15 protein-coding genes are annotated in these 24164 nt (G+C 58.9%); 11 read left to right on the top strand and 4 right to left on the bottom strand.

What is annotated here, in order from left to right; genetic code table 11:
• Nucleotides 1–209 precede the first annotated feature (209 nt).
• Nucleotides 210–905: a BamJ family beta-barrel-assembly machinery protein gene (gene bamJ, locus DT594_RS00935; protein WP_149330963.1), complete on the bottom strand. Its 696-nt coding sequence runs from the start codon at nucleotides 903–905 to the stop codon at nucleotides 210–212.
• A 249-nt stretch (nucleotides 906–1154) separates the two neighbouring features.
• Here bamJ and DT594_RS00930 point away from each other — a divergent pair, with 249 nt between their 5' ends.
• From DT594_RS00930 to DT594_RS00880, 11 genes are all read left to right on the top strand, one after another.
• A complete protein-coding gene (locus DT594_RS00930) occupies nucleotides 1155–1571 on the top strand; it encodes a hypothetical protein (RefSeq protein ID WP_149330962.1) in 417 nt (138 codons plus the stop codon).
• A gap of 257 nt (nucleotides 1572–1828) precedes the next feature.
• The gene (glgA, locus tag DT594_RS00925; protein ID WP_149330961.1) at nucleotides 1829–3403 is read left to right on the top strand and encodes a glycogen synthase GlgA; all 1575 of its coding nucleotides are present in this window, start codon (nucleotides 1829–1831) and stop codon (nucleotides 3401–3403) included.
• Nucleotides 3400–5187, top strand: coding sequence for a malto-oligosyltrehalose trehalohydrolase (treZ, locus tag DT594_RS00920; RefSeq protein ID WP_425460499.1), 1788 nt, complete (start codon nucleotides 3400–3402; stop codon nucleotides 5185–5187). The genes glgA and treZ overlap by 4 nt, the downstream gene beginning before the upstream one ends.
• Nucleotides 5184–7307: a 4-alpha-glucanotransferase gene (gene malQ, locus DT594_RS00915; RefSeq protein WP_149330960.1), complete on the top strand. Its 2124-nt coding sequence runs from the start codon at nucleotides 5184–5186 to the stop codon at nucleotides 7305–7307. The genes treZ and malQ overlap by 4 nt, the downstream gene beginning before the upstream one ends.
• The gene (gene treY, locus DT594_RS00910; RefSeq protein ID WP_149330959.1) at nucleotides 7304–10081 is read left to right on the top strand and encodes a malto-oligosyltrehalose synthase; all 2778 of its coding nucleotides are present in this window, start codon (nucleotides 7304–7306) and stop codon (nucleotides 10079–10081) included. The genes malQ and treY overlap by 4 nt, the downstream gene beginning before the upstream one ends.
• Nucleotides 10082–10103: 22 nt before the next feature.
• The gene (locus tag DT594_RS00905; RefSeq protein WP_149330958.1) at nucleotides 10104–10409 is read left to right on the top strand and encodes a DUF2934 domain-containing protein; all 306 of its coding nucleotides are present in this window, start codon (nucleotides 10104–10106) and stop codon (nucleotides 10407–10409) included.
• 16 nt (nucleotides 10410–10425) lie between these two features.
• Complete coding sequence (glgX, locus tag DT594_RS00900; RefSeq protein WP_149330957.1) at nucleotides 10426–12591, top strand: glycogen debranching protein GlgX; 2166 nt, start codon at nucleotides 10426–10428, stop codon at nucleotides 12589–12591.
• A gap of 76 nt (nucleotides 12592–12667) precedes the next feature.
• A complete protein-coding gene (locus tag DT594_RS00895; RefSeq protein ID WP_149330956.1) occupies nucleotides 12668–13582 on the top strand; it encodes a DUF72 domain-containing protein in 915 nt (304 codons plus the stop codon).
• Complete coding sequence (locus DT594_RS00890) at nucleotides 13579–14367, top strand: endonuclease/exonuclease/phosphatase family protein (RefSeq protein ID WP_149330955.1); 789 nt, start codon at nucleotides 13579–13581, stop codon at nucleotides 14365–14367. The genes DT594_RS00895 and DT594_RS00890 overlap by 4 nt, the downstream gene beginning before the upstream one ends.
• Nucleotides 14364–15611: a cardiolipin synthase ClsB gene (clsB, locus tag DT594_RS00885; RefSeq protein ID WP_149330954.1), complete on the top strand. Its 1248-nt coding sequence runs from the start codon at nucleotides 14364–14366 to the stop codon at nucleotides 15609–15611. The genes DT594_RS00890 and clsB overlap by 4 nt, the downstream gene beginning before the upstream one ends.
• The gene (locus DT594_RS00880) at nucleotides 15608–16600 is read left to right on the top strand and encodes a lysylphosphatidylglycerol synthase domain-containing protein (protein WP_149330953.1); all 993 of its coding nucleotides are present in this window, start codon (nucleotides 15608–15610) and stop codon (nucleotides 16598–16600) included. Before clsB ends, DT594_RS00880 begins: the two co-directional genes overlap by 4 nt.
• On the opposite strand, the gene glgB is transcribed toward DT594_RS00880, so the two are convergent.
• Genes glgB through DT594_RS00865 form a run of 3 tightly spaced genes read right to left on the bottom strand, consistent with a single transcriptional unit; the run spans nucleotide 16597 to nucleotide 24144 of the window.
• Nucleotides 16597–18807 (bottom strand): 1,4-alpha-glucan branching protein GlgB, encoded by a 2211-nt coding sequence (gene glgB / locus DT594_RS00875; RefSeq protein ID WP_149330952.1) that lies wholly within the window; start codon nucleotides 18805–18807, stop codon nucleotides 16597–16599. The two genes, DT594_RS00880 and glgB, sit on opposite strands and share 4 nt — an antisense overlap.
• A complete protein-coding gene (gene treS / locus DT594_RS00870; RefSeq protein WP_149330951.1) occupies nucleotides 18794–22126 on the bottom strand; it encodes a maltose alpha-D-glucosyltransferase in 3333 nt (1110 codons plus the stop codon). Before treS ends, glgB begins: the two co-directional genes overlap by 14 nt.
• Nucleotides 22123–24144: an alpha-1,4-glucan--maltose-1-phosphate maltosyltransferase gene (locus tag DT594_RS00865; RefSeq protein WP_149330950.1), complete on the bottom strand. Its 2022-nt coding sequence runs from the start codon at nucleotides 24142–24144 to the stop codon at nucleotides 22123–22125. The genes treS and DT594_RS00865 overlap by 4 nt, the downstream gene beginning before the upstream one ends.
• Between the last annotated feature and the right edge of the window lie 20 nt (nucleotides 24145–24164).

Below are 24164 nucleotides of genomic sequence, written 5' to 3'. Positions count from 1 at the left end.
AGAATGCGGTAGCAGTGAAAATGAATGTTTTTTAACCAACTATAAAAACGTTTAAAATCAACTACTTAATTACTTAGAAGAAAACACCGATAAAGCGGAAAAAGATTATTGAGTGTTACTTCAGAATGTGCATAACAGTAACACCCTGAGGTTCGAACGCTCTGTTTCGAGCCTCAGGCAGTGTTACTTTCGCGCTACGTCAGCAAGGCTTATTCTTCGCCTTGAATGCCAAGCAGTTCCAGCTCGAACACCAGCACTGAATTCGGCGGAATCACCGGGCTCGGGCTACGCGCGCCATAGGCCAGTTCGCTCGGAATGGTGACCTTCCACTTGTCGCCCACATTCATCAACTGCAGGGTCTCAACCCAGCCAGGAATGACGCCATTAACTGGCAGTTCCACTGGCTCGCCGCGGCTGATGGAGCTATCAAATACAGTTCCGTCTACCAGCTTGCCTTCATAATGCACTGTTACTACATCGCTCTCTGCGGGCTGCTCTTCGCCCTCACCTTCGGTGATCACTTCATACTGCAAGCCTGAGGCGGTGGTGGTTACGCCTTCGCGCTTGGCATTCTCTGCCAGAAAGTCTTCATTGGCCGACAACGCCTCTTCAGCCAGCTCGGTGCTGCGCTCTTCAGCGCGCGTCTGCAGCTCGGTAAATGCTGCGGTCAGTTCTTCTTCACTCAAACGCGGCTCAGTCCCGCCCAATGCATCTTGCATACCCAGCGCCAGCGCATCCGGATCAATATCATCCAGACCATCGTTAAGCAGACTTTCGCCCATGTTCAGACCAATACCGTAGGAGGCCTGCTGGATAGAGCTGGAAAGCTCCGGCTCTTTTTCCCCACAACCTGCCAGGGTGAGAATACTGAGTGCAACGCTGGCTGCCAGTAAATTACGCTTCATGCTTACCTCAATCGATGAGCCCCGAATGGGCGAAATAAAACCCCGAGCTTATCAGGGGTTTTTGCCACAGGCTACCGGCACCATAGCAAAGACCACGCAAATGAGAATTGCGCCCCACCGCAGCGCACTCTCCAACTAATCAGGCGAGCCCGGCATACAGATTCATGGCACTTAACAGCGGTCCTTGCCCTCTAAGCAGCTGAGCATCTACGCCGTTATCACCGTCACAGGCTAAGTCAGGAGAAAGCCATGAATGATCATCTGCCCAATAACAGCCAGCAGGACGTTCACAATGAAACCTTGGCGCAGCGCCTTGAAAGCTGTGGACTACCCGGGTTCAACCGCGCGTGCCGCTATGCTGAAAGCCAGAACCTTGAGGCCAGTGCGCATTTCGAACGGATTGACCCCTCACTCAGCCGCCTTACTTTGAGCGTGCGGCGGCAGGGTGATGCGAAAGCCAGCACTTATCAGGTATTGGCTGAGGAAAATAAGCAGCGAGTGATACATGAGCAGTATTTCGCGGCCGATCAGTCTACTCGCCACGAGGAAACCTTACCTGCTGCGATTAACGAAATGGTTATGGATAGTCGCCTGGAGGTGTTTTTTAGCAAGGCTTTCAATCTGTTACTGCCCTATCTCAAGGACCGCCACCCCCCTGGATTCTGAGCCAGGTGTTGCCGACCGTCCAAGCCGTGAAAACACCCTGATTGGGTCAGTAAAAGTTCAAGCTATTTTTTTCCACTGAACCCGCCAAAAAAGTCGAAACTTTTGAAAAATAGCCCGGTCATTTTCCATGTAGGGGCGTTGTTTCAAGCTGTTTCTCCCGAACCCGCCTTTTGACTAGAAAAGCATCTTGCAGCTGCGTCATTGACGCAGCATTGATCAATTTTTGCAGTTTCAATAACTGCGCGGAGGATGGCAGCATGGGTAAGGCTCTGACTAAGGAGACAATCGAAAGCAACACTCGCGGCGCACCGATCGAGCCTACCCTGATTCAGGAACCGGCTGATATCCTGCCCATCCATCGCAAGAAAGTCCTGTTTGTGACGTCCGAACTGGCAGACCTGGTCAAGGTCGGCGGCTTGGGCGATGTTTCTGCCGCTTTACCCCGTGCTTTGTCGCGGTATCACTGGGTCAGAGTCATGGTCCCTGGCTATCCGCAGGTAATCAACAGCGGCTATCCTATCCAGATCATCGCTGATTTGCCGGGCTATGCCGCCCTGCCGCCTTGCCAGATCGGAAGGATGACGCTTGAGGATGGTTTGACCCTGTATGTGGTCATCTGCCCGGAGCTCTATGACCGTCCCGGGACGCCCTATGGCGATAGCAATGGCCGCGACTGGCCGGATAATCACATACGTTTCGCGCGCTTTGGTCTTGCCGCTGCCGCCCTGGCATCTGGCGAGGTCTGCCCCAGTTGGCAGCCGGATCTGGTGCATGCGCATGACTGGCCTGCAGCTCTCACCCCGGCCTACATGACCTGGCGTGGCCAACATACGCCTACCGTGTTTACCGTCCATAACCTGGCTTACCAGGGTCTGTGTGAGATGCACTGTGCGGTAGAGTTGGGTCTGCCACCCGAGGCGCTGAATCTCGACGGGGTGGAGTTTTACGGGAAGCTGTCGTTTCTCAAGGCAGGCCTCACCTACGCCGACCACATAACAACCGTCAGCAAGACCTACGCTGAGGAAATCACCGCACCCGAAATGGGTTGTGGGTTGCATGGCTTACTCAGCCAGAGAGCGGAGAATCAGCAACTCAGCGGCTTTGTAAACGGCATCGACAAATGCTGGGATCCGCAAACCGATTCCCATTTGATCCAGAACTTCAGTGCCGGCGAGTGGGAGGCACGGCATGCCAATACACGGTATGTCGAGCAGTTATTCGGCTTGCAACCCTCGGAGGGTCCGCTGTTTGCGATTGTTTCCCGCCTGGTTGAGCAAAAAGGGCTGGACCTGCTGCCCGGCGTTATTGAACAGATTATCGCCGGTGGCGGCCGGCTGGTAGTACTCGGGCAGGGTCAGCCGGAACTGGAGCAGATGATTGCCCAGCTTGCGCAGCGATTCCCGGAGCATGTCGGCTTTCATCGCGGTTTCAATGAAGCCGATGCCCGGCGCATGTTTGCTGGCAGTGATTTTCTGTTGATGCCGTCGCGTTATGAACCCTGTGGGCTGAGTCAGAGCTATGCGCAGTGCTTCGGTTCGCTGCCTATAGCCCATCGTACCGGTGGGCTGGCCGACACCATTGAAGATGACCAGACGGGTTTCCTGTTCGATGAGATGACCGCTGACAGCTTTGCCGGGGCTATCGAGCGGGCGCTGAATACCTACCTGCTGCCACCGTTACTTGAGGCCATGCGTTGCAAGGCCATGCAGGCGCCCCAATACTGGCTGCAGGCCGCCAAACCCTACGCTCAGCTGTATCACAGTCTGGCGGAACAATCGTTGTTCGCCAGCCTCGCTCGGCCCGGTAGGGATCAGAGGACGCAGTCACTGTGAGGCAGACGGTCACGGTGACCCCACAACATGGCGCTCAAGTACAGGCTGATGGTAGCACCCACTTTTCTCTCTGGGCGCCGAATGCTCGGAACGTCACCCTTGTTATGGCAGACAGGGCTATAGCGGACAGGCCAGAACTGGTCATGACCGCTGAGCAGGACGGCTGGTTTACCGCACGGGTGCCAGAGGCTATTGGTTGCCGCTACCGTTTCCGCATAGATCACCAGCTGGAGGTGCCTGACCCGGCATCGCGCTGGCAGCCCGAGGGCGCCGCGGGGCCCAGTTGTGTGATCGACCCGCATTCTTATAGCTGGCAGGTCAGCAACTGGCTAGGGCGCCCTTGGCATGAAACGGTGCTCTACGAAGTTCACCCCGGCGTCATGGGCGGCTACAGCGGCATTCAAGCGCAATTGTCGCGACTAGCCGAGATGGGTGTTACCGCGATTGAGCTCATGCCTTTGAATGAAGTGCCCGGGCAGCGCAACTGGGGCTATGACGGTGTATTACCCTTTGCGCCCCAGTCCTCCTACGGCACCCCCGAGCAACTGCGTGAACTTATAGACCAGGCCCACGCGCTGGGGCTGATGGTGTTTGTCGATGTGGTGTACAACCACTTCGGGCCGGAAGGCAACTATCTTGGCGAGTACGCCGCGGATTTTTTTCGCACGGATATTGTAACTCCCTGGGGTCCGGCTATCGATTTTCGTCGGCAAGCGGTTCGCTCGTTCTTCTGTGAAAATGCCTTGATGTGGTTGCAGGACTACCGCGTCGACGGTCTGCGTCTGGACGCCGCACACGCGATCAGCGAACAGAGCTTCCTGGTGGAACTCGCCAGCCAGGTACGCAGTGTTTTACCGCCCGAGCGCCATGTGCACCTGGTGCTGGAAAATGAACACAACGACGCAAGTTTGCTGGCCGAAGGGTTCGACGCCCAATGGAACGACGACGGGCACAATACCCTGCACGCCCTGCTTACCGGTGAAAGCGAAAGTTACTACGCCGACTTCGCCACGGACACCACTCATAAACTGGCCCGCTGTCTGCAGGAAGGTTTTGTCTATCAGGGCGAGCCCAACCGGCATGGCGTAGCGCGCGGCGAGCCCAGCGGCGAGTTGCCTCCCACGGCGTTTGTCCTGTTCCTGCAGAATCATGACCAGGTGGGCAATCGAGCGCTCGGCGAGCGCTTGATCCACCTCACCGAACAACCTGCGCTAAAAGCCGCTACCGCGCTGTTGCTGTTAAGCCCAATGATTCCGCTGTTATTCATGGGTGAAGAATGGGGCAGCGAACAACCCTTTCAGTTTTTCACCGATTACCACGACGAACTGGCGCAGGCAGTGCGCGAAGGCCGGCGTAACGAGTTCTCCGAATTCTCCGCCTTTGCCGACGCCGTTGCCCGCAACCACATACCCGATCCGAATGCTGTCGCGACTTTCCAGGCATCTCAGCCAAACTGGTCTGACCTGGAACTTCCCAAGCATCGGGAGTGGGCTGACTACTATCGTCGACTACTGCAGATTCGCCATCAATACATCATTCCACACCTTGTCGGTAGCCGCGCTGAAGCGGCGCATGTACTGGCTGACAAAGCGGTGACCGCTTCCTGGACCCTGGGTAATCAGAGCCGGTTGCGCATCGACCTGAACCTGTCAGAGACGTCGGTGACAACACCACCTTTGACCAAAGCTGCCAAGGTGATATTCGCTTACGGCGAGGATGTCGCTGGAGCCGCCAATCATTTACCACCTCTCAGCGTGGTTGTCAGCGTGGAAGCCGAAGCATGAACGACACATCGCTCATGGCACTGGCCGCGGCCGTCGGCATCACGCTGCGCTGGGATGACGCCTTCGGCCAACCGCAACAACTGACGCCTGAGGCATTGCAGGGGGTGTTGAGTGCCCTGGGCCTTCCCGCGCAGAATGACGAGCAGATTCGCGCTAGCCTGGCTGAACAACGCGAGCGGCTGCGTCTGGCGAAGGAAGGCCCTCTTGTTATGGCGCTGGTCGATCATCCCTGTTCCTTGCAGGAGCGGTTTCCGGCGGGCAGCGCATTTAGAATAGAGCTGGAACAGGGTGGCAATGTGAGCGGCCGCCTGGATGAACAAGGCCGGCTGCCACCAATCTCTAGCTGCGGCTATCACCAACTGATGATCGCAGAGACCAAACTGACCCTGGCCACGGCGCCGCTGCGCTGCCAAAGCGTCAGCCAGCTCACCGAGGGGCAGCGCAGTCACATCTGGGGGTTGTCTGCCCAGCTGTATTCGCTACGCCGCCAAGGTGATGGCGGCCTGGGCGATACCCTGGCGCTGGAGACGCTGGTCAGGCAGGCCGCCAGCAAAGGCGCGGATGCGGTAGCCATCAGTCCGATTCACGCCATGTTCAGTGCCCGCCCGGAACAATACAGCCCCTATTCACCCTCAAGCCGGCTGCTGCTGAATCCGCTGTATGCCTCGCCCGCCCGAGTATTGGGTGACTCCCTGGTGCAACAGGCGCTTGAGGACATCGGCCTGCGGCAGGAATGGGATCGGCTTGAACAGCTACCCCTGATTGACTGGGTTGGTGTGGCCAAAGTGCGCGGACAGCTATGGCGACACCTGTACCAAGAGTTCTGCAAAGCCAGTAACCCGCTGACGAAGGATCTCAGCCATTTCTGTCAACGCAGTGGCGACACGCTGGAACAGCACTGCCGGTTCGAAGCGTTACACGCGCATATGCTCGCGAGCGGACACCCCGGCGATTGGCGTCAGTGGCCCGAGCCTTATCGCGATCCGAATGGCTCGGCTGTAGACCGGTTTGCCCAGGAGCATAGGCACGAGGTTGATTTCCACGCGTTCTGCCAGTGGTTGACCGCGTGCAGTCTGGAACGGGTACAGTCAGTCGCCCGCAGCAGCGGCATGCACATCGGTGTGATCGCCGACCTGGCAGTGGGCGCCGATGGCACAGGCAGTCTTGCCTGGGCCCGGCAAACCCAGTTGCTGGCAGACGTCAGCGTGGGTGCACCACCGGATATCCTCAACCAGCAGGGCCAGGACTGGGGCGTTTCGGCGTTCTCACCCGATGGCTTACAGCGCCAGGGTTACAGCGCCTTTATCGATATGCTGCGAGCCAACCTGGCCCACGCGGGCGGCATCCGTATTGACCATGTCATGGGCTTACAGCGCTTATGGGTGATTCCCCGTGGGGCGCCCTCCTCTGCCGGGGCCTACCTCAATTATCCATTGAATGACCTTCTGCACCTGGTCGCCCTGGAATCCTGGCGCCATCATGCATTGGTCATTGGTGAGGATCTGGGCACGGTGGCCCCTGAACTACGCGCCAGCCTGACGGACAAGCATTTGCTCGGCATGCGCGTGTTGCAGTTCGAACATGAGGGTGGCCACTTCATCGCCCCGGAAAAATGGTCGAATGCGGCGCTGGCGACCACCACCACCCATGATCTGCCGAGCTTGATGGGCTGGTTTAACGGGCGCGACATTGAGTGGCGAGAACAGGTTGGCCAACGTGATTCGGAGCAAAGTCAACAGGATCGAGAGCAGCGCGAAATCGACAAGAGCGCTTTGCTTCAGGCGCTGCTGGATGCAGGCGAACTACTCCAACCGACGACGAACCCCGAGCAGCAACTCACCGCCGCCATCGGCTTTATCGGCAGAACTCCGGCGCCGCTGGTGCTGTTGCCACTGGAGGACGCCCTGGCCAGCGCAGAACAGCCCAACCTGCCTGGGCCCGGCGACGAACATCCCAACTGGCGCCGACGCTGGACCCAACCAGTGGAGCAACTGCTCAACGACGCGCGCACGGCTGAACGTCTGGCCCGGCTTAACAACGTCAGGCTGGCAGTCGACGCATCGCCGCCACACAGTCCGCAGTCAACACCGGCAGACACAGTAGAGAAAGCAAAGCCATGACCCCATTAAGAGCCACCGTACGGCTGCAGTTTCATCCGGAGTTCACTCTGGATGATGCGCTGCTGCTGCTCGACTACTTTGCTGATCTGGGAATCAGCCATGTCTATGCCTCACCGCTGCTGACCGCAAAGCCTGGTTCGACCCACGGTTATGACGTGATAGACCCCACCCAGATCGATCCCGAGCTGGGTGGGGAGCCCGCTTTTGATCGCCTCGTCAGCGGTCTACGTGCACGGAACATGGGCCTGATACTGGATATTGTACCCAACCATATGGCCGTCACTCACCTCAATCCCTGGTGGCGGAGCGTATTGGAATGGGGCCGGGTCAGCCCCTATGCGGAATTTTTCGATATTCAATGGGACAGCCCCAATCCGTTGCTCAAGGGCCGCGTGCTGCTGCCTATCCTTGCCACCGACTATGCTGCAGAGCTTGACGCAGGCGACTTGAAAGTGGTGCTGGACAAACAAGCAGGACAATTTTGCCTGCACTATTTTGACCACCGTGTGCCGCTCACGCCTCCCAGCTACGGCAACATTCTGCAGCATACCCAGGATGCCCGATTGAACGACCTGGGGATCCGTTTTGACGCGCTCGAGGATGCCGTTGATCCGTTCAGCCAAGCGTCAGCACTCTGTCTGGAGCTGGCCGCGCTCTGCCAGGAAGGCACTACCGACGATCTGATTCACTACGCGCTGGCGCGTCTCAACCCCGACCCGCAAGAAGTCGGAGAGCGGCACGACCGGCTCCATCACCTGCTTGAGCGCCAACACTACCGTCTGGCCAACTGGCGCACGGCCAACGACGAGATCAATTGGCGGCGCTTTTTCGATATCAACGAATTGATCAGCCTGCGCGCCGAGCGTGGCGACGTGTTCGAAGCCAGCCATGCCAAGGTGTTCCAGCTGATCAGCGATGGCAAAGTTGACGGTCTGCGCATTGATCATATCGACGGCCTGGCCAATCCGCGGGCCTACTGCCGCAGGCTGCGCCGGCGCGTCGAACAAATATGCGCTCCTGACCTCATCCCCTTTCCCATTCACGTGGAGAAAATACTCGGCGCAGGTGAAGTATTGGAGCCGCAATGGGGCGCCGATGGCACGACGGGCTATGAGTTCATGAACCAGGTCTCGCTGCTGCAGCACGACCCCATGGGTGGTCATCCCTTGCAGACCCACTGGCACAGGCTGACCGGCCGCCCGGCAAACTTTATGCGCGAGGTGGAGCAGGCGCGCAGGCTGGTGCTGACTCATTCTCTGGCAAGTGATTTCGATAGCGTTTCCGACAATCTTTTGCAAATCTCCCGCGCCGATCTTGCCACGCGCGACATTACCTTGAATGCCATCCGCCGGGGCCTGCTGGAGCTGGTCGCGCACTTTCCGGTCTACCGCACCTATGCCGCCGCGGCGGGACGCAGTCAGGCAGATGAGGCGGTGTTCCAGCAAGCGCTGCAGGGTGCCAAGAACAGCCTGCCGGAAGCCGATTCGGCGTTGCTGGAACAGCTCAACGCCTGGCTGGGTGCCGAACCACTGGCACAATTGCCTCCCGGACCCTACCGCTCATTACGCCAACGCACGCTAACTCGCTTTCACCAGCTCACCGCGCCGGCCGCGGCCAAAGCGGTGGAGGATACGGCTTTCTATCGGTACGGCGCATTGTTGTCGCGGAACGACGTGGGCTTTGATCCACAACACTTTGCCTCCTCGATCGAGGCCTTCCACGCATTCAATGTGGCGCGCGCCATAGCCTGCCCAAACACCCTGCTGGCCACCGCCACCCATGACCACAAGCGTGGAGAAGATACCCGTGCGCGGCTGGCGGTGGTCAGTGAGCGCAGCGCCTGGTACGCGGAAAAAACCCGCCAGTGGCGCAACCTCGCGGCACCTCTGCGCAGCCAGATAGCCGAGGAACAGGCACCCTCCCCTGCGGACGAGCTGATGCTGTTTCAGTCGATACTCGCAAGCTGGCCACTTGATTTGAACCTGGGAGACAGCGCACAGCGCCACGACTACGCCCAACGGCTCCAGGGCTGGCAAGAGAAGGCGCTACGCGAAGCCAAACTGCACAGTGGCTGGACCGCACCCAATAGCGCCTACGAGGAAGCCTGCCAGCAGTATTTGCATGGCCTGTTCGAACAACCGGATGCCGCTCCTCTGCGCGCCAGCCTGGCGAAAGCCGCTGCCGAGCTTGCTCCGGCCGGCGCACTCAACAGTCTTGCCCAGTGCCTGCTGAAACTCTGCTGCCCCGGCGTTCCAGATATTTACCAGGGCACAGAATTCTGGGATTTCAGCCTGGTGGATCCAGACAACCGCCGGCCCGTGGATTACGCGGCGAGGATAGGCGCTCTAGCCGAGCCTGTGTCCGAGCGTGAGCTGTTGATACATTGGCGCGATGGTCGGATCAAACAATATCTGATCGCGCGTACCTTGCAGCAGCGTAAAGCAGATCCACAGCTATTCAGTTCTGGCAGTTATCTCCCGTTGGAAATGGAGGGTGCGCAAAAGCACCAGGCTCTGGCCTTTTTACGTGAATATCAGGGCCGCCTGCTGCTCGTCCTGGTGCCGCGTCTGGCCTCTGATCTGGTCGCACGCCAAGCTTTTCCGCAAGTCGCTGTGGAGCGCTGGGGCGATACCCGCATTCAGATGCCCGGTCATCTGAAAGATCGCACTTGGACCAGCGTGCTAGGTCCAACTCAACAGCACCCAGGGCAGGAAACACTGGCTGTCGGCACTTTGTTGGCGCATTTTCCCGTCGCCCTGTTCACCAGTTCATGACCACCACCACAGGAGTTAATTCATGAGCCATGACGAGCAACGCATCCGTGAACTCGCCTACCAGATCTGGGAGAACGAAGGCCGACCAGAGGGCAAAACAGAGGAACACTGGGCACTGGCCCGTGAACTGGTAGAAAGCGAAAGCCACGGTGACACGGCCGCGCCGCCCGGCAAGATCAAGCGCACCCGCAAGGCCCCTAGCCTAGCCGAAACCCAGGCAGAAAAACCGGCGCTTCTAGGCACCCCCGGCGCACGCAAGGCGGCGGTCAAGAAGCCGTCGGCCAGCGCTTCCAAAACAGCTAAACCCGGCAAGTCCACCGATCAATAATTGCGAGATAACCCAGATGACCAAGCACCGACAGCCCGAGCGCGCCCAGTTCCAGCCGACCCAACGCTCGCGCGTCAAGGAGGGGCTACCCTTCCCGCTCGGTGCCACCTGGGATGGCCTGGGCGTCAACTTTGCGCTGTTCTCCGCGCACGCTACCCGCGTTGAACTCTGCCTGTTTGATCACAAGGGCGAAGTGGAACTGGAACGTATTGCACTGCCGGAGTACACCAACGAAATATGGCACGTTTACCTGCCGGATGCCCATCCTGGGCAGATCTACGGGTACCGCGTTTATGGTCCGTATGACCCCCAGGCCGGGCACCGTTTCAATCACAACAAGTTGCTGATAGACCCCTACGCCAAGCAACTGGTGGGTGAACTGTGCTGGGACGAAAGCCTGTTCGGCTACACCATCGGCTCACCGGATGCCGATCTGAGCTTCGACGAGCGCGACAGTGCGCCTTTTATGCCCAAGGCCAAGGTCATTGATCCAGCCTTTACCTGGGGCGAGCAGCGCAAGGTTCAGGTGCCCTGGAACAATACCATCATCTACGAAACCCACGTGCGCGGCACCAGCATGCTGCACCCCGATGTGCCGGAAACGTTCCGCGGTACCTTCGCTGGTTTGAAGAACCCCGAGATCATCAAACACATCAAATCGCTCGGCGTGTCCAGTGTCGAGCTGTTGCCAATCCATGCGTTCGTCAATGACCAGCACCTGCTGGACAAGGGCCTGAACAACTACTGGGGTTACAACAGCATCGGTTTCTTTGCCCCGCATCCCAGCTATCTGGCCAGTGGCCGCATCGCCGAATTCAAGGAGATGGTCGCGCAAATGCATGAGGCAGGCCTCGAGGTGCTGCTGGATGTGGTTTACAACCATACGGCCGAAGGCAACGAGCTAGGGCCGACGCTGTCCATGCGCGGCATCGACAATGCCACCTATTACCGGCTGATGCCCGAGGAAAAACGCTACTACATCAACGACTCCGGCACCGGTAACACGCTGGATATGGGCCACCCCTGCGTGCTGCAGATGGTCACGGATTCCCTGCGCTATTGGGCCACGGAGATGCAGGTCGATGGCTTCCGCTTCGATCTGGCAACCATCCTGGCTCGGCATGCCCACGGCTTTGATGAGCGCCACGGCTTTCTTGTCGCCTGCCGTCAGGACCCGATCCTCAGCCAGGTAAAACTGATTGCCGAACCTTGGGACTGTGGCCCCGGTGGCTATCAGGTAGGCGGGTTTCCACCCGGCTGGATGGAATGGAACGACCGCTTTCGCGATACGGTTCGGGCCTATTGGATGGGCCAGGAAAACCAGCTCGGCGAACTGGCCAGCCGCCTCACCGCATCAGGCGACTTTTTCAACGAGCGCGGGCGCAGACCTTTCGCCTCGATCAACTTCATCACCGCCCACGACGGCTTCACCCTGCGCGACGTGGTCAGTTATGACCAGAAACATAACGAAGCCAATGGTGAGGACAACAACGACGGCAACGACAATAACCACTCGCATAATCATGGCTGTGAAGGCCCTACAGACGACCCGGAGATCCGCGAGTTGCGCGCCCGCCAGATGCGTAATCTGATGGCCACCTTGCTGCTCTCCCAAGGCACCCCGATGCTGCTCGCCGGGGACGAGTTCAGCCGCACGCAAAACGGCAACAACAACGTCTACTGCCAGGACAATGAGCTGGGCTGGATCCACTGGGATATTGACGATGAAGGCCGCAGTTTGCTCGCCTTCACCCGGCGTGTGATCAAGTTGCGCAAGGCTTATCCAATCCTGCGCCGCGGCCGCTTTCTGGTCGGCGACTACGATGAGGAACTGGAGGTCAAGGACGTCACCTGGCTGTCACCCGACGGTTCGGAGATGCACGAGGACCAGTGGCAGGACTCGAACGCCAAATGCATCGGCATGCTGCTGGATGGACGTGCGCGACCCACTGGCATGCGCCGCAAAGGGGATGACTCGACCATGCTGATGGTCTTCAACGCGCATGACGATGTGGTGAATTTCCATCTGCCCGAAGTCCCCCAGGGCACCCACTGGATCTGTTTGCTCGATACCCACCGCCCTGAGCTTAGTCATGAAGAACAACATGACCTGGCCAGCCAATTCATGGTCACCAACAGATCGCTGCTGCTGTTTGAACTGCACAGGGACGACGCTGCATGAACTAAGCGCGGATCAATCAGTCGGAAAAGGTAACGTAAGCGAGCAATAGCCTTGGCTATTTGGGGGTAGTGGGTTAGTGAGTGATATCCATATCGGCATTTCCGGCTGGCGTTATGCGCCGTGGCGCGGCGACTTCTATCCGGAAGGTCTGAAGCAGCGTCAGGAGCTCGCCTACGCCTCCCGGGCAGTCAGTTCGATTGAGATCAACGGCTCCTTCTACGCCTTGCAAACACCGGAACGCTATGCCGGCTGGTACGCGGACACGCCGGATAACTTTGTTTTCAGCGTCAAGGCGCCACGCTATATCACCCATGTAAAACGCTTGCGCGATGTCGAAGAACCCATCGCCAACTTTTACGCTTCGGGGGTGCTGGAATTAGGCGACAAGCTCGGGGCTACCCTTTGGCAATTCCCGCCCAGCTTCAAGTTCGACCCAGAACGCTTTGGCCACTTTCTGAGCCTGTTGCCCGCGACGGTCAGCGCTGCTCGCCGCTGCGCGGCCCAGGCCACACGCGGCGAACCGCAGCCGACATCCAAGCTGCCAGCAAAAACGCGCCTGCGCCATGCAGTGGAAATCCGCCATTCCAGTTTTGCCTGCGACGAATTTATCGCGTTGTTACGCAAATACAAGGTAGCGCTGGTCATAGCAGACACGGCGGGCAAATGGCCGTTTCTGGAAGACGTCACCAGTGATTTTCTCTACCTGCGCCTGCACGGTGACAAGCAGCTGTACAGCAGCGGTTACAGCGAAAAAGCCCTGACTCATTGGGAAAAACGCATACGCAGCTGGACCTCCGGAGCACAACCGCGTGACGCCCAGCGGGTATCGAAAAAGCAGCCATCCAAACGCAGCTCGCGAGACCTGTTCTGCTATTTCGATAACGATATCAAAGTACGTGCTCCCTTTGATGCTCGGCGCCTGCTGGAAAAACTCACGCTGACCGACACACTCGAAGTCACTCCAGGCGAGATGACGGAGAAGCTCGCATGAACATGCCCAATCCGATACCCAAACGCCCTACCCAAACGGCGCCCGAGGTTCACTGCCTGCGGATAATGACCGTCAACACGCACAAGGGCTTTGCCTGGCTGAACCGACGTTTTATTCTCCCGGAGCTGCGCGATGCAGTGCAAACCACCAGTTCGGACATTGTCTTTCTTCAGGAAGTACTCGGCGCACACCACCGCCATGGCAAGAGGGTGCGTGACTGGCCGGACGTACCGCATTACGAGTTTCTCGCCGATAGCCTCTGGCAGGATTTTGCCTACGGCCGCAACGCGGTATATCCCGAAGGTCACCATGGCAACGCGCTACTGTCCAAGTTCCCGATTCTCGAGTTCAACAATCTGGATGTGAGCATAGATGGTACAGAGGAACGCGGGATGCTCCACGCGATCCTGGATGTGCCGGGCCATAAAGAAGTGCATGCCATTTGCGTGCATCTGGGCTTGCGCGAAAGCCACCGCACCCAGCAGTTGCACCTGCTTGGCGGGCTGCTCGACAGCCTGGCGCCCGATGCGCCGGTAATCGTCGCCGGCGATTTCAATGATTGGCGCCAGCAAGCCGATGCGCAGCTCGCCGAGCGCGGCCTCGAAGAAGCCTTTGTCAAAGCGCATGGGGCACCAGCAAAAAGTTTTCCGGCGCGCTGGCCGTTACTGCGGCTGGACCGCATTTACGTGCGCAACGCCAGTACCCATAACCCTGAAGTCCTGTCAAAACGGCCCTGGTCGCACCTGTCCGACCACGTCCCGTTGGTGGTGGAGATCCATCTATGAGCTATATCTGGCGTGAAGGTAACGATGTCGAACTGTTGATCAACGGCGAAGCCTACTTCCCCGCCGTTTTTGCCGCCATCCGCGCTGCGCAAAAGCAGGTGTTGTTGGAGACCTTCATCATCTTCGAGGACAAGGTCGGCAATGAGCTGCAGCAGATACTGATTGAGGTCGCCAGCCGCGGTGTCGAAGTCCAGGTGATGGTTGACGGCTATGGCACCGCTGATCTGAGTAAGCCCTTTGTGGCGGCGATGACCAGCGTCGGGGTGAAATTGCACATGTTTGATCCGAAGCCGAAAATCCTCGGATACCGCACCAACATGTTTCGGCGCCTGCACCGCAAGATCGTCGTCGTCGACGGCGAAGAGGCCTTTGTCGGCGGTATCAACTTCAGTGCCGATCACTTGGCCGACTTCGGGCCCATGGCCAAACAGGACTACGCGGTACGCGTTACCGGTCCTATTGTGGTGGACATTCACCGTGCCAGCCTGGATCTGTTTCGGCAGAACCGTGAAGGTGGCCGCCCCCGCCGCAGCCTGCCCGCCATGCAGGGCCTGCCACGTTTCACCGGTGATGCGCGAATGCGCGTGGCGATTCGCGACAATGATCTGCACCCAACCGATATCGAACGCCAGTATCTGCAGGCTATCCGCAGTGCCAACTATCGGCTGGTGATTGCCAATGCCTACTTTTTCCCCGGGTACCGGCTGATGCGCGAATTACGCAATGCCTCGCGGCGCGGCGTGGATGTGACGCTGATCCTTCAAGGCCAACCCGATATGCCCTGGGTCCGGGCCTGCGCCAAGCTGCTGTATAACTATCTGCTGCGTGACGGCGTGAGCATCTATGAATATCGCGAGCGGCCGCTGCACGGCAAGGTCGCGCTGGTCGATCAGGAATGGGCCACTGTGGGTTCGAGTAACCTGGATCCCCTGAGCCTGTCGCTGAACCTGGAAGCCAACCTGATCATCCGCCATCCTCCGTTCAACCAGCAGTTGCACCAGCACTTGAAGGAACTGGTTGCCGAAAAATGCCAGCAGGTGTCCCTGGAAACTGCCATGCGCGGATCCTGGTGGCGTGCCCCACTGACCGTGATGTGCTTTCATTTCATCCGCCGCTTTCCCGCCATGGCCGGTCAGCTGCCGGCCCATGTGCCGATGATGAAGCTGCTGCGCCCGCACCTTGAGCCGGCGAATGATGCTAGTGCCGAACCCGAGCTGCAGCTGAATCAGGAGAAAACCTCTTGAGCAATGCCGACCAAAGCGCTGCCCCATCACCGAAACGTTCATGGTGGTTCTGGGCCAAGCGGATACTGACATGGTGTTTTTTCATCGCGGTGCCGGTGCTGCTGTTTTACCTAGCACGCAATGTCGACTGGGCCGAAGTCATTACCACCCTGCGCGATTACCCCCTGAGCACCCTGGCCATCGGCGCGCTCATTGCGCTGGTCAGCTACGCCACCTATAGCTGCTTTGACCTGCTGGGGCGTGCGTATACCGGTCATGCTATGCGCATCCGTGAAGTGCTGCCGGTGACCTTTGTCTGCTATGCCTTCAACTTGAACATGGGCGCCATAGTGGGTGGCGTGGCGCTGCGCTATCGGCTCTATTCACGCTACGGTCTGGATGTGCCGACCATTACCCGGGTAATGAGCCTGAGTATGGTGACCAACTGGCTGGGCTATATCTTGCTGGCGGGCAGCCTGTTCAGTTTGGGCTTGTTGAAACTGCCGAACAGCTGGGAAATCGGCCAGACTGGTCTGCGCCTGATCGGCATTGCGCTGTTGCTGGTAGCGATCGGCTACCTGCTGGCGTGCGGTCTATCCACGCGCCGCAGCTGGCATATACGCGGTCACGAGATTGTACTGCCGCCACTGAAATTTGCATTGCTTCAGGCCGCGCTGGGCGCCGCGAACTGGTCACTCATGGCCTTGCTGATCTTTCTGCTCCTGCCGGAAGGTGTCTTCTACCCGAGCATTCTGGCTATCCTCATGGTCAGCAGTATCGCTGGGGTGATCACGCATATCCCGGCGGGTCTGGGCGTCATTGAAGTGGTATTCATCGCTTTGCTGCAGCATCAGGTTCCGCAAAGCGAGATCATGGCCGCGTTGGTCGGCTACCGCGCTTTGTATTTCCTGTTCCCCCTGGCGCTGGCCTGTGTGGTCTATCTGGCACTGGAACGGCAAGCCCGAACCCGCCAGCATGACGGGTCGGGGGCTGAACCGGAGAACAGCTAGGCCCGCAGAATCAGCGTCGCCAGCGGCGGCAGGTCCAGCAGCAACGACTGCACCTTGCCATGACTGGCGACCGCTTCGCTCGCCACCGCCCCCACACTGCCGGCAGCTGAGCCGCCGTATTGCTGTGCGTCGCTATTGACCAACACCTGCCAGTCACCTGAGCTCGGCACACCGACCCGGTAGCCCAGGCGTGGGGTGGGCGTGAAGTTATGCACGACCAGCACCGGCGCAGCGTCGGCCTCCCCCTTGCGCAGCCAGGCAAACACACTGTTGGCCTGATCATCGCCAATCAGCCATTCGAACCCGGCTTCGCGATCATCAAACCTATGCAACGCCGATTCACTGCGATACAGCCGATTCAGATCACGCAACAAACCATGTAGCCCCTGGTGCTCACCGTACTGCATGAGATACCAGTCCAACTCGGCATCGTGATTCCACTCGCGCCATTGACCGAACTCACAGCCCATGAACAGCAGCTTCTTGCCCGGATGCGTCCACATGAAGCTGAAGTACAGGCGCAGGTTCGCCAGCTTCTGCCAATGGTCCCCTGGCATCTTGTCCAGGAGCGAGCGCTTGCCGTGCACGACTTCATCGTGCGAGATCGGCAGGATGAAGTGCTCGGAGAAGGCATACAGCAGGCCAAAGGTCAGCTGATGATGATGGTGCTGGCGGTGCAGTGGGTCCTCGGCCATGTAACTCAGGCTGTCGTGCATCCAGCCCATGTTCCACTTGAAGTCAAAGCCCAGGCCGCCCTCGTGGCTGGGCCGACTGACGCCTGGCCACGCGGTTGACTCTTCGGCGATGACCATGGCACCCGGCACCTCACTGGCGACCACCTGATTCAGGTGGCGAAGAAAATCAATTGCTTCCAGATTTTCGCGGCCGCCGTGACGATTCGGAATCCACTCCCCGGCCTTGCGCGAATAGTCGCGATAGAGCATCGAGGCCACCGCATCCACACGCAGCCCGTCGATATGATAGGTGCGCAACCAGTGCAGCGCAGAGGCAAGCATAAAGCCGTGCACCTCGTTACGCCCAAGGTTGAAGATGCAGGTGTTCCAGTCCTGATGGTAGCCCTCGAAGGGATGTTCATATTCGTAGAGCGCTGTACCATCAAAACGTGCCAGGCCGTGTTCATCGTTGGGGAAATGCGCCGGCACCCAGTCCAGGATCACCCCGAGCCCGGCTTGATGGCAGGCATCCACAAAAGCAGCAAAATCATGCGGGCTGCCATAGCGCGCGGTGGGGGCAAATTGCGAGAGCGGCTGGTAACCCCAGGAGCCGCCAAAGGGATGCTCCATGATCGGCAACAGCTCGATATGGCTGAACCCCAGGTCCAGCACATAGGGAATCAACTGCTCACCGAGTTCGCGCCAACTCAGTACCTGAAACGCATCGCCCTCTTGCTCGCTCTGACCATGGCGCCATGACCCCGCGTGCAACTCATAGATGGACAGCGCACCGGATTGCGCTGATGCCGAGGTCCGCTGCTGCATCCAGGCGTCATCGTGCCAGTCGAAATCCAGCTTTTCAGCCACCACCGAGCTGGTCGCCGGCGGCAGCTCCGTAGCCAGCGCGAGTGGATCGGCACGTAGCGGTAGCACACCATGGCTACCGAGAATTTCATACTTATAGATTTCCCCCGGCCCCAGGCGCGGGATGAATAACTCCCAGACACCTGCCGTCGGGTGCAGCCGCATCGGATGACGGCGGCCGTCCCAGCTATTGAACTGCCCGACCACTGAGACCCTGCGTGCATTGGGCGCCCATACGCTAAAGCGCACGCCCTGCACAGCGTCCACTTCAATCAGTTGGGCACCGAAGCTCTTGCCCAGATCCCGGTGCTTACCTTCACTGAACAGATAAATATCCAGTTCCCCCAGCTGCGACGCAAAGGCATAGGGGTCTTCGGTTTCCTGCAACGCCCCGGGCCAGCTGATCCGGTACCGGTAGTCCAGTAGCGCGGGCAGGCGCAGGCTGAACAAGCCGCTGTGTCCGTCTTGCTCTAGCAGGCCGAGGGACTCCCCGGTTTCTGCTGCGATCAATTCGACCTGCAGTGCGCCCGGCTGAAAGGTGCGTATCACCACACCCTGTTCATCTATCTGAGGCCCGAGTAGAGCGAAGGGATCGCCGTGCTCGGCGCGCAACAGCGCATCCAGGCCTTGCTTCAGCTGATCATCGCTGCGGGAATCATGATTGCTCATCAGCACTGCTCTCCAAAAGAGGTTGTACCAGCACGGCCAACCCATGAAGCGGCACATTCAGCCAATCTGGCCGGTAGTGCGCCTCATACAGCATTTCATAGGCCGCCTTCTCAATACCAAAGAGCGCCAAGGCAGCGCCCTCACCCTCGCGGTCACGCCAGGCATGGGGCAACTCCGCTGCCGCCGCCCGATAGGCGTCAAGGAACGCCGTGCGCGCCTGCGCAATATAGGTCTGCGCGATACTCTCTCGGGCTTGCGTTGCTTCCTCCGACAGATCAGTGCTCTGTGAGTTGCGTACCGCCATCGCGGCGGCATAATCGAAGGAACGCAGCATGCCACTGACGTCCTTCAGGGGACTATGCCGGGCACGGCGTTCGTCCAGCGTGCGGGTTGGCTCGCCCTCGAAATCGATGAAACAGGCATCGCCCTGCACCACCAGCACCTGCCCCAGGTGCAGGTCGCCGTGCACGCGGATACAGATACCGCCCTCGGCGCGCTCGGCCAGTTGCTGTATCTCGCGCAACAAGCCGACGTGGTTTGCTTCGAGCGACTGCAACAGCTGTTGGTCGTTCTCGCTCAGATAAGCCTGAAAGCGCAAGGACTCACTCAACGCCTGTTGCACCTGTTCGGCCACGCTGTCGGCCCAGTTATTGACGTCTTCCGGGGTACTCACAACATGGCCGAAATCGGCGTTGTCAGAGGGCTGGGCGAGCAATACATGCATCTCACCCAGACGTTGGCCGAGCAATCCAGAGAAGGTTTCCAGTTCAGCCAGTGCGGTGAATTGGCTCTCCACTTGCGATTCACCACCCGCCAACTGATCACGAACAGCACGCTCCAGCGTATCAAGCGTCCACTGCCAGGCATCGCCCTGGCTGCTCATATAGCCCTGCAAGACCATCAGCGTATGCGGCTCACCGGCCTGATCTACCCGGCGTACCTCGCCTAGCAGAGGTGGAATATGAGTAAAGCCTGCGTTGGTCAGGAAGGTACCCATTTCCACTTCCGGGTGAGTGCCGGGCATGATCTTGCGAATAACCTTGAGCATCATCCGCTCACCCAGCGCAATTGAGCTATTGGACTGCTCTGCACTGGAGAGCTGGGCAACCTCCGGTTCATGCACTTCCAGAGCTTGCAGGCCCGGGGCTGGCAAAAACTGAATTTCAAAGGCTTCCTGCGCTGCCAGCATCTCGCCCTTGAGCACACTACCCTGGCGCAGATGTGCCAGTATCTGCGGCGCGAAACTCTCAAGACTGACCGCATCGGTCACCAGCCCAACTTGCCGGCCGCGCCGCAGGCGGGCCATGGCCAGCGCCGCCTGCTGCATTGAGCCGCTGCCCGCGTGCTGCTCGTCAACATAGGCAAGGGGCAACTGATAGCACTCGCGCTGGCGTCCGCGCATGACCTCCCATTCGCTCAGCAGACACGGAGTGGACGAGTTATCCAGCGGCACCGCGTAGAGCATCTGCACCTGGGGAAGCGAATCGCCAGCGGCGAACCACCGACGGTTATGCAGGTAAGGCGGCAGGGATTCCCGTTCCAGCTGATTACGCTGGGTAGCGCGCGTCAGCTCGGACAGATGATCGGTGATCACCAGGGTGCGCAGATCCGGCATGGGTTCCGGTGGTTCCACGTGCCAGGTCGGCATTTGCTTCTCGTCGGCCAGTAAAAACCAGAAAAACCCATAGGGCGGAAGGGTCAGCAGATAATTGAGCCGGCCAATCGGTGGAAACGAGGTACCGCCAACCATTTCCACCGGCACCCGTCCATCATAAGCGGCCAGATCCAGCTCTGCAGCCTGGGCCGCACGCGACAGATTGGCCACGCAGAGGATGGTTTCATGGCGGCCATCATCGTCATGGTATTCGCGCAGATAGGCAATAATCCGACGGTTGCTCGGCGCCAGCATTTTCAGCGTGCCACGACCGAAGGCCTTTTGCTGCTTGCGCACCGCGAGCATGCGCCGCGTCCAGTTCAACAGCGAATGGGCATCCTTGGACTGGGATTCGACATTGATGGTCTGGAAGCCGTACAAGGGATCCATGATCGGGGGTAATACAAGGCTGGCCGGGTCCGCCGCGGAAAAACCGCCGTTGCGGTCGATGGACCACTGCATTGGGGTGCGCACACCATCGCGATCACCAAGGAAGATGTTATCGCCCATGCCGATCTCGTCACCGTAGTACAGCGTCGGTGTGCCCGGCATAGACAGCAGCAGGCTGTTGAGCAACTCGATGCGTCGGCGATCGCGTTCGACCAGTGGCGCCAGCCGGCGGCGAATACCCAGATTGATCCGCGCACGACGGTCGGCTGCGTAGTAATTCCACAGATAGTCGCGCTCCTTGTCGGTGACCATCTCCAGCGTCAGCTCATCATGGTTGCGCAGAAAGATCGCCCACTGACAGGCTTCGGGAATATCTGGCGTCTGGCGCAGAATATCGGTAATCGGAAAGCGATCTTCCTGGGCGATTGCCATGTACATACGCGGCATCAGCGGGAAGTGAAAGGCCATATGGCACTCATCGCCATCGCCAAAATACTGCTGGGTATCCTCCGGCCACTGGTTGGCTTCAGCCAGCAACATGCGGTCAGGATAGTGCGCGTCCAGTTCGGCACGAATCTTCTTCAGCACCACGTGCGTTTCCGGCAGGTTTTCGTTGTTGGTACCGTCGCGTTCGATCAGATAAGGGATGGCATCCAGACGCAAGCCGTCAACGCCCATGTCCAGCCAGTAGCGCATAACGCTGAGCACCGCCTTCAAGACCTGCGGGTTATCGAAATTCAGGTCGGGCTGATGCGAATAGAAACGGTGCCAGAAATATTGCTTGGCCACCGGGTCCCAGGTCCAGTTGGATTTCTCGGTATCCAGAAAGATGATGCGGGTGCCCTGATACAGATCGTCGGTATCTGACCAGACGTAAAAATCGCGGGCTTTCGAGCCCTTCTTGGCCTGCCGCGCGCGCTGAAACCAGGGATGCTGATCGGAGGTGTGATTGATCACCAGCTCGGTAATCACCCGCAACCCACGGCGGTGCGCCTGGGCGATAAAGCGCCGGGCATCAGCCATGGTGCCGTAATCCGGATGCACGCCGCGATACGCAGCAATATCGTAGCCATCATCCCGCCGGGGCGATGGATAGAACGGCAGCAGCCAGATGGTGTTGACCCCCAGCCCGGCAATGTAATCAAGCTTTTCGATCAAGCCGGCAAAATCGCCGATGCCATCATTATTGGCATCAAAAAAGGATTTCACGTGCACCTGGTAGATCACCGCATCCTTGTACCACTGCGGATCGTTTAAAAAAGCGGACTGAGTCATAACTGCGTGCCCTCTACGGTGCGCAAACGCCAAATGCCAAATGGCTGGTGAGCCGGGTCAATACGCATCCACTGCGTTTTGCCGTGCCAGATCCAGGTATGACCATTCATAAGATCTTCGCCGTGCATGCTGGCATCGTCCGGCAAGCCAAACTCCCACAGCGGCAGGTCGAAATGAGCTTCTTGTGGCTGATACGGATCCAGGCTGATGGCCACCAGGATAAAATTGCTCAGATCCTCGGTACGTTTGCCGAAATACAAAATGTTGTCGTTCCACGCGTTATAGGCCTGAAAGCCCAAATGCGTCTGCAGCGCCGGGTTCTGACGGCGAATCAAGTTCAACCGGGTGATCTCCGCGACAATATTCCCCGGCGCCTGATAGTCGCGCAGCCGCAGCTGGTACTTCTCGGAATCCAGATACTCTTCCTTGTTTGGCACCGGCGCCGCTTCGGCGATCTCAAAACCGGAATACATGCCCCACAGACCCGAGCCCATGGTTGCCAACGCGGCACGAATCAGAAACCCGGCGCGGCCTGACTCATGCAGAAAACGCGGATTGATATCGGGCGTGTTGACGAAAAAGTTCGGTCGGTAGCAGTCACGCCACGGGCTTTCGTTCAATTCAGCAAAGTAGCTTTGCAACTCATCCTTGGTGTTACGCCAGGTGAAATAGGTGTAACTCTGACTAAAGCCCAACTTGCCCAGACGCGCCATCATCGCCGGACGAGTAAAGGCCTCAGCGAGAAAAATCGTGTCGGGGTAGTCACGCCGAATATCGGCAATCAACCACTCCCAGAACGGCAGTGGTTTAGTGTGCGGATTGTCCACGCGAAACAGCGTGACCCCATGCTCGGCCCAGCCCTTGACCACATCACGCAGCGCCAGCCATAGATCCGGAATCGCGTCCTCGGCGTAGAAATCCACGTTGACAATATCTTCGTATTTCTTCGGCGGGTTCTCCGCATGGCGGATGCTGCCATCCGGGCGCCAGCTGAACCAGCCGGGGTGCTGGGTAATCCAGGGGTGGTCAGGCGAGCATTGGATGGCAAAGTCCAACGCAATTTCCAACCCGTGCTCGCGCGCCTTGCCGACCAGGTCGAGAAAATCATCCAGACTGCCCAACTCGGGATGAATGGCGTCGTGCCCGCCCTCCTCGCTGCCGATCGCATAGGGGCTGCCAGGATCGCCAGCCTCTGCCACCAGACTGTTGTTACGGCCCTTGCGATGGGTACGGCCGATAGGATGGATCGGCGGGAAATACAGCACGTCGAATCCCATCTGACTGATTTCCGGCAGGCGCTGTGTAACATCAGCGAAGGTACCGTGACGCTGTGGATCGTCCGTCACTGAGCGCGGAAAAAGCTCGTACCAACTGGCGAACTGCGCCAGCTCCCGCTCCACTTCCAGCGCCTGTACCGGGCTACGCGTCAGGTGGGCGCGCAAGCCGGCGCTGCGCATGGTAGTGACAGTGCCGGGGTCAAGCATCAGGGCCAACAGTTGGTCTCTGCCAGCACTGGCGTCCAGTGCGGCAACCAGCTCATTCATCCGCTCCACATGCTGGGCGGCCGCCTGGGCGGCGGAATCCCTGATCAAGGTCGCGCCTTCCTGCAGCTCCAGCTCCACCGAAACACCCGCCTGATGTTTCTTCTGCAGCTCATAGTGGAAGGTGCCATACAAATCAATCCAGGCTTCAATGGCAAATAACACGCGGCCGGCCAGATGCGGGGTCAGGCCTGCGCTCCAATGATCGTTGCCCAGCTCTTCCATGGGCGTGCGCTGCCAATGCGCATCGGGGAAGCGCCGCCAGACCAGATCCACAGCGAGCTGATCATGCCCATCAGAAAACACCACAGCGGAAATGGTCGATGGCTGATGCACCACCGCCTTGGCCGCGAAGCGCTCGCCGCCAGCATCCGGCGTGATGCTCTCTATGGCAATACGCGGCATCTCCAAGGCTTGCGCCAGGGAAAGCGTCTGCTCGGCAGTCAGATCAGATGTACTGGAGGCAGTCGTGTTCATTTCGGTAATACTCCTGGTGT

Source organism: Halopseudomonas laoshanensis (genome assembly GCF_008365385.1).
Classification (GTDB): domain Bacteria; phylum Pseudomonadota; class Gammaproteobacteria; order Pseudomonadales; family Pseudomonadaceae; genus Halopseudomonas; species Halopseudomonas laoshanensis.
This window is presented reverse-complemented; position numbering and strand designations above follow the sequence as displayed.

Coding starts and splice junctions, on each gene's coding strand:
- bamJ (WP_149330963.1), bottom strand. CDS start 905: ATGAAGCGTAATTTACTGGCAGCCAGCGTTGCACTCAGTATTCTCACC.
- DT594_RS00930 (WP_149330962.1), top strand. CDS start 1,155: ATGAATGATCATCTGCCCAATAACAGCCAGCAGGACGTTCACAATGAA.
- glgA (WP_149330961.1), top strand. CDS start 1,829: ATGGGTAAGGCTCTGACTAAGGAGACAATCGAAAGCAACACTCGCGGC.
- malQ (WP_149330960.1), top strand. CDS start 5,184: ATGAACGACACATCGCTCATGGCACTGGCCGCGGCCGTCGGCATCACG.
- treY (WP_149330959.1), top strand. CDS start 7,304: ATGACCCCATTAAGAGCCACCGTACGGCTGCAGTTTCATCCGGAGTTC.
- DT594_RS00905 (WP_149330958.1), top strand. CDS start 10,104: ATGAGCCATGACGAGCAACGCATCCGTGAACTCGCCTACCAGATCTGG.
- glgX (WP_149330957.1), top strand. CDS start 10,426: ATGACCAAGCACCGACAGCCCGAGCGCGCCCAGTTCCAGCCGACCCAA.
- DT594_RS00890 (WP_149330955.1), top strand. CDS start 13,579: ATGAACATGCCCAATCCGATACCCAAACGCCCTACCCAAACGGCGCCC.
- clsB (WP_149330954.1), top strand. CDS start 14,364: ATGAGCTATATCTGGCGTGAAGGTAACGATGTCGAACTGTTGATCAAC.
- glgB (WP_149330952.1), bottom strand. CDS start 18,807: ATGAGCAATCATGATTCCCGCAGCGATGATCAGCTGAAGCAAGGCCTG.
- treS (WP_149330951.1), bottom strand. CDS start 22,126: ATGACTCAGTCCGCTTTTTTAAACGATCCGCAGTGGTACAAGGATGCG.
- DT594_RS00865 (WP_149330950.1), bottom strand. CDS start 24,144: ATGAACACGACTGCCTCCAGTACATCTGATCTGACTGCCGAGCAGACG.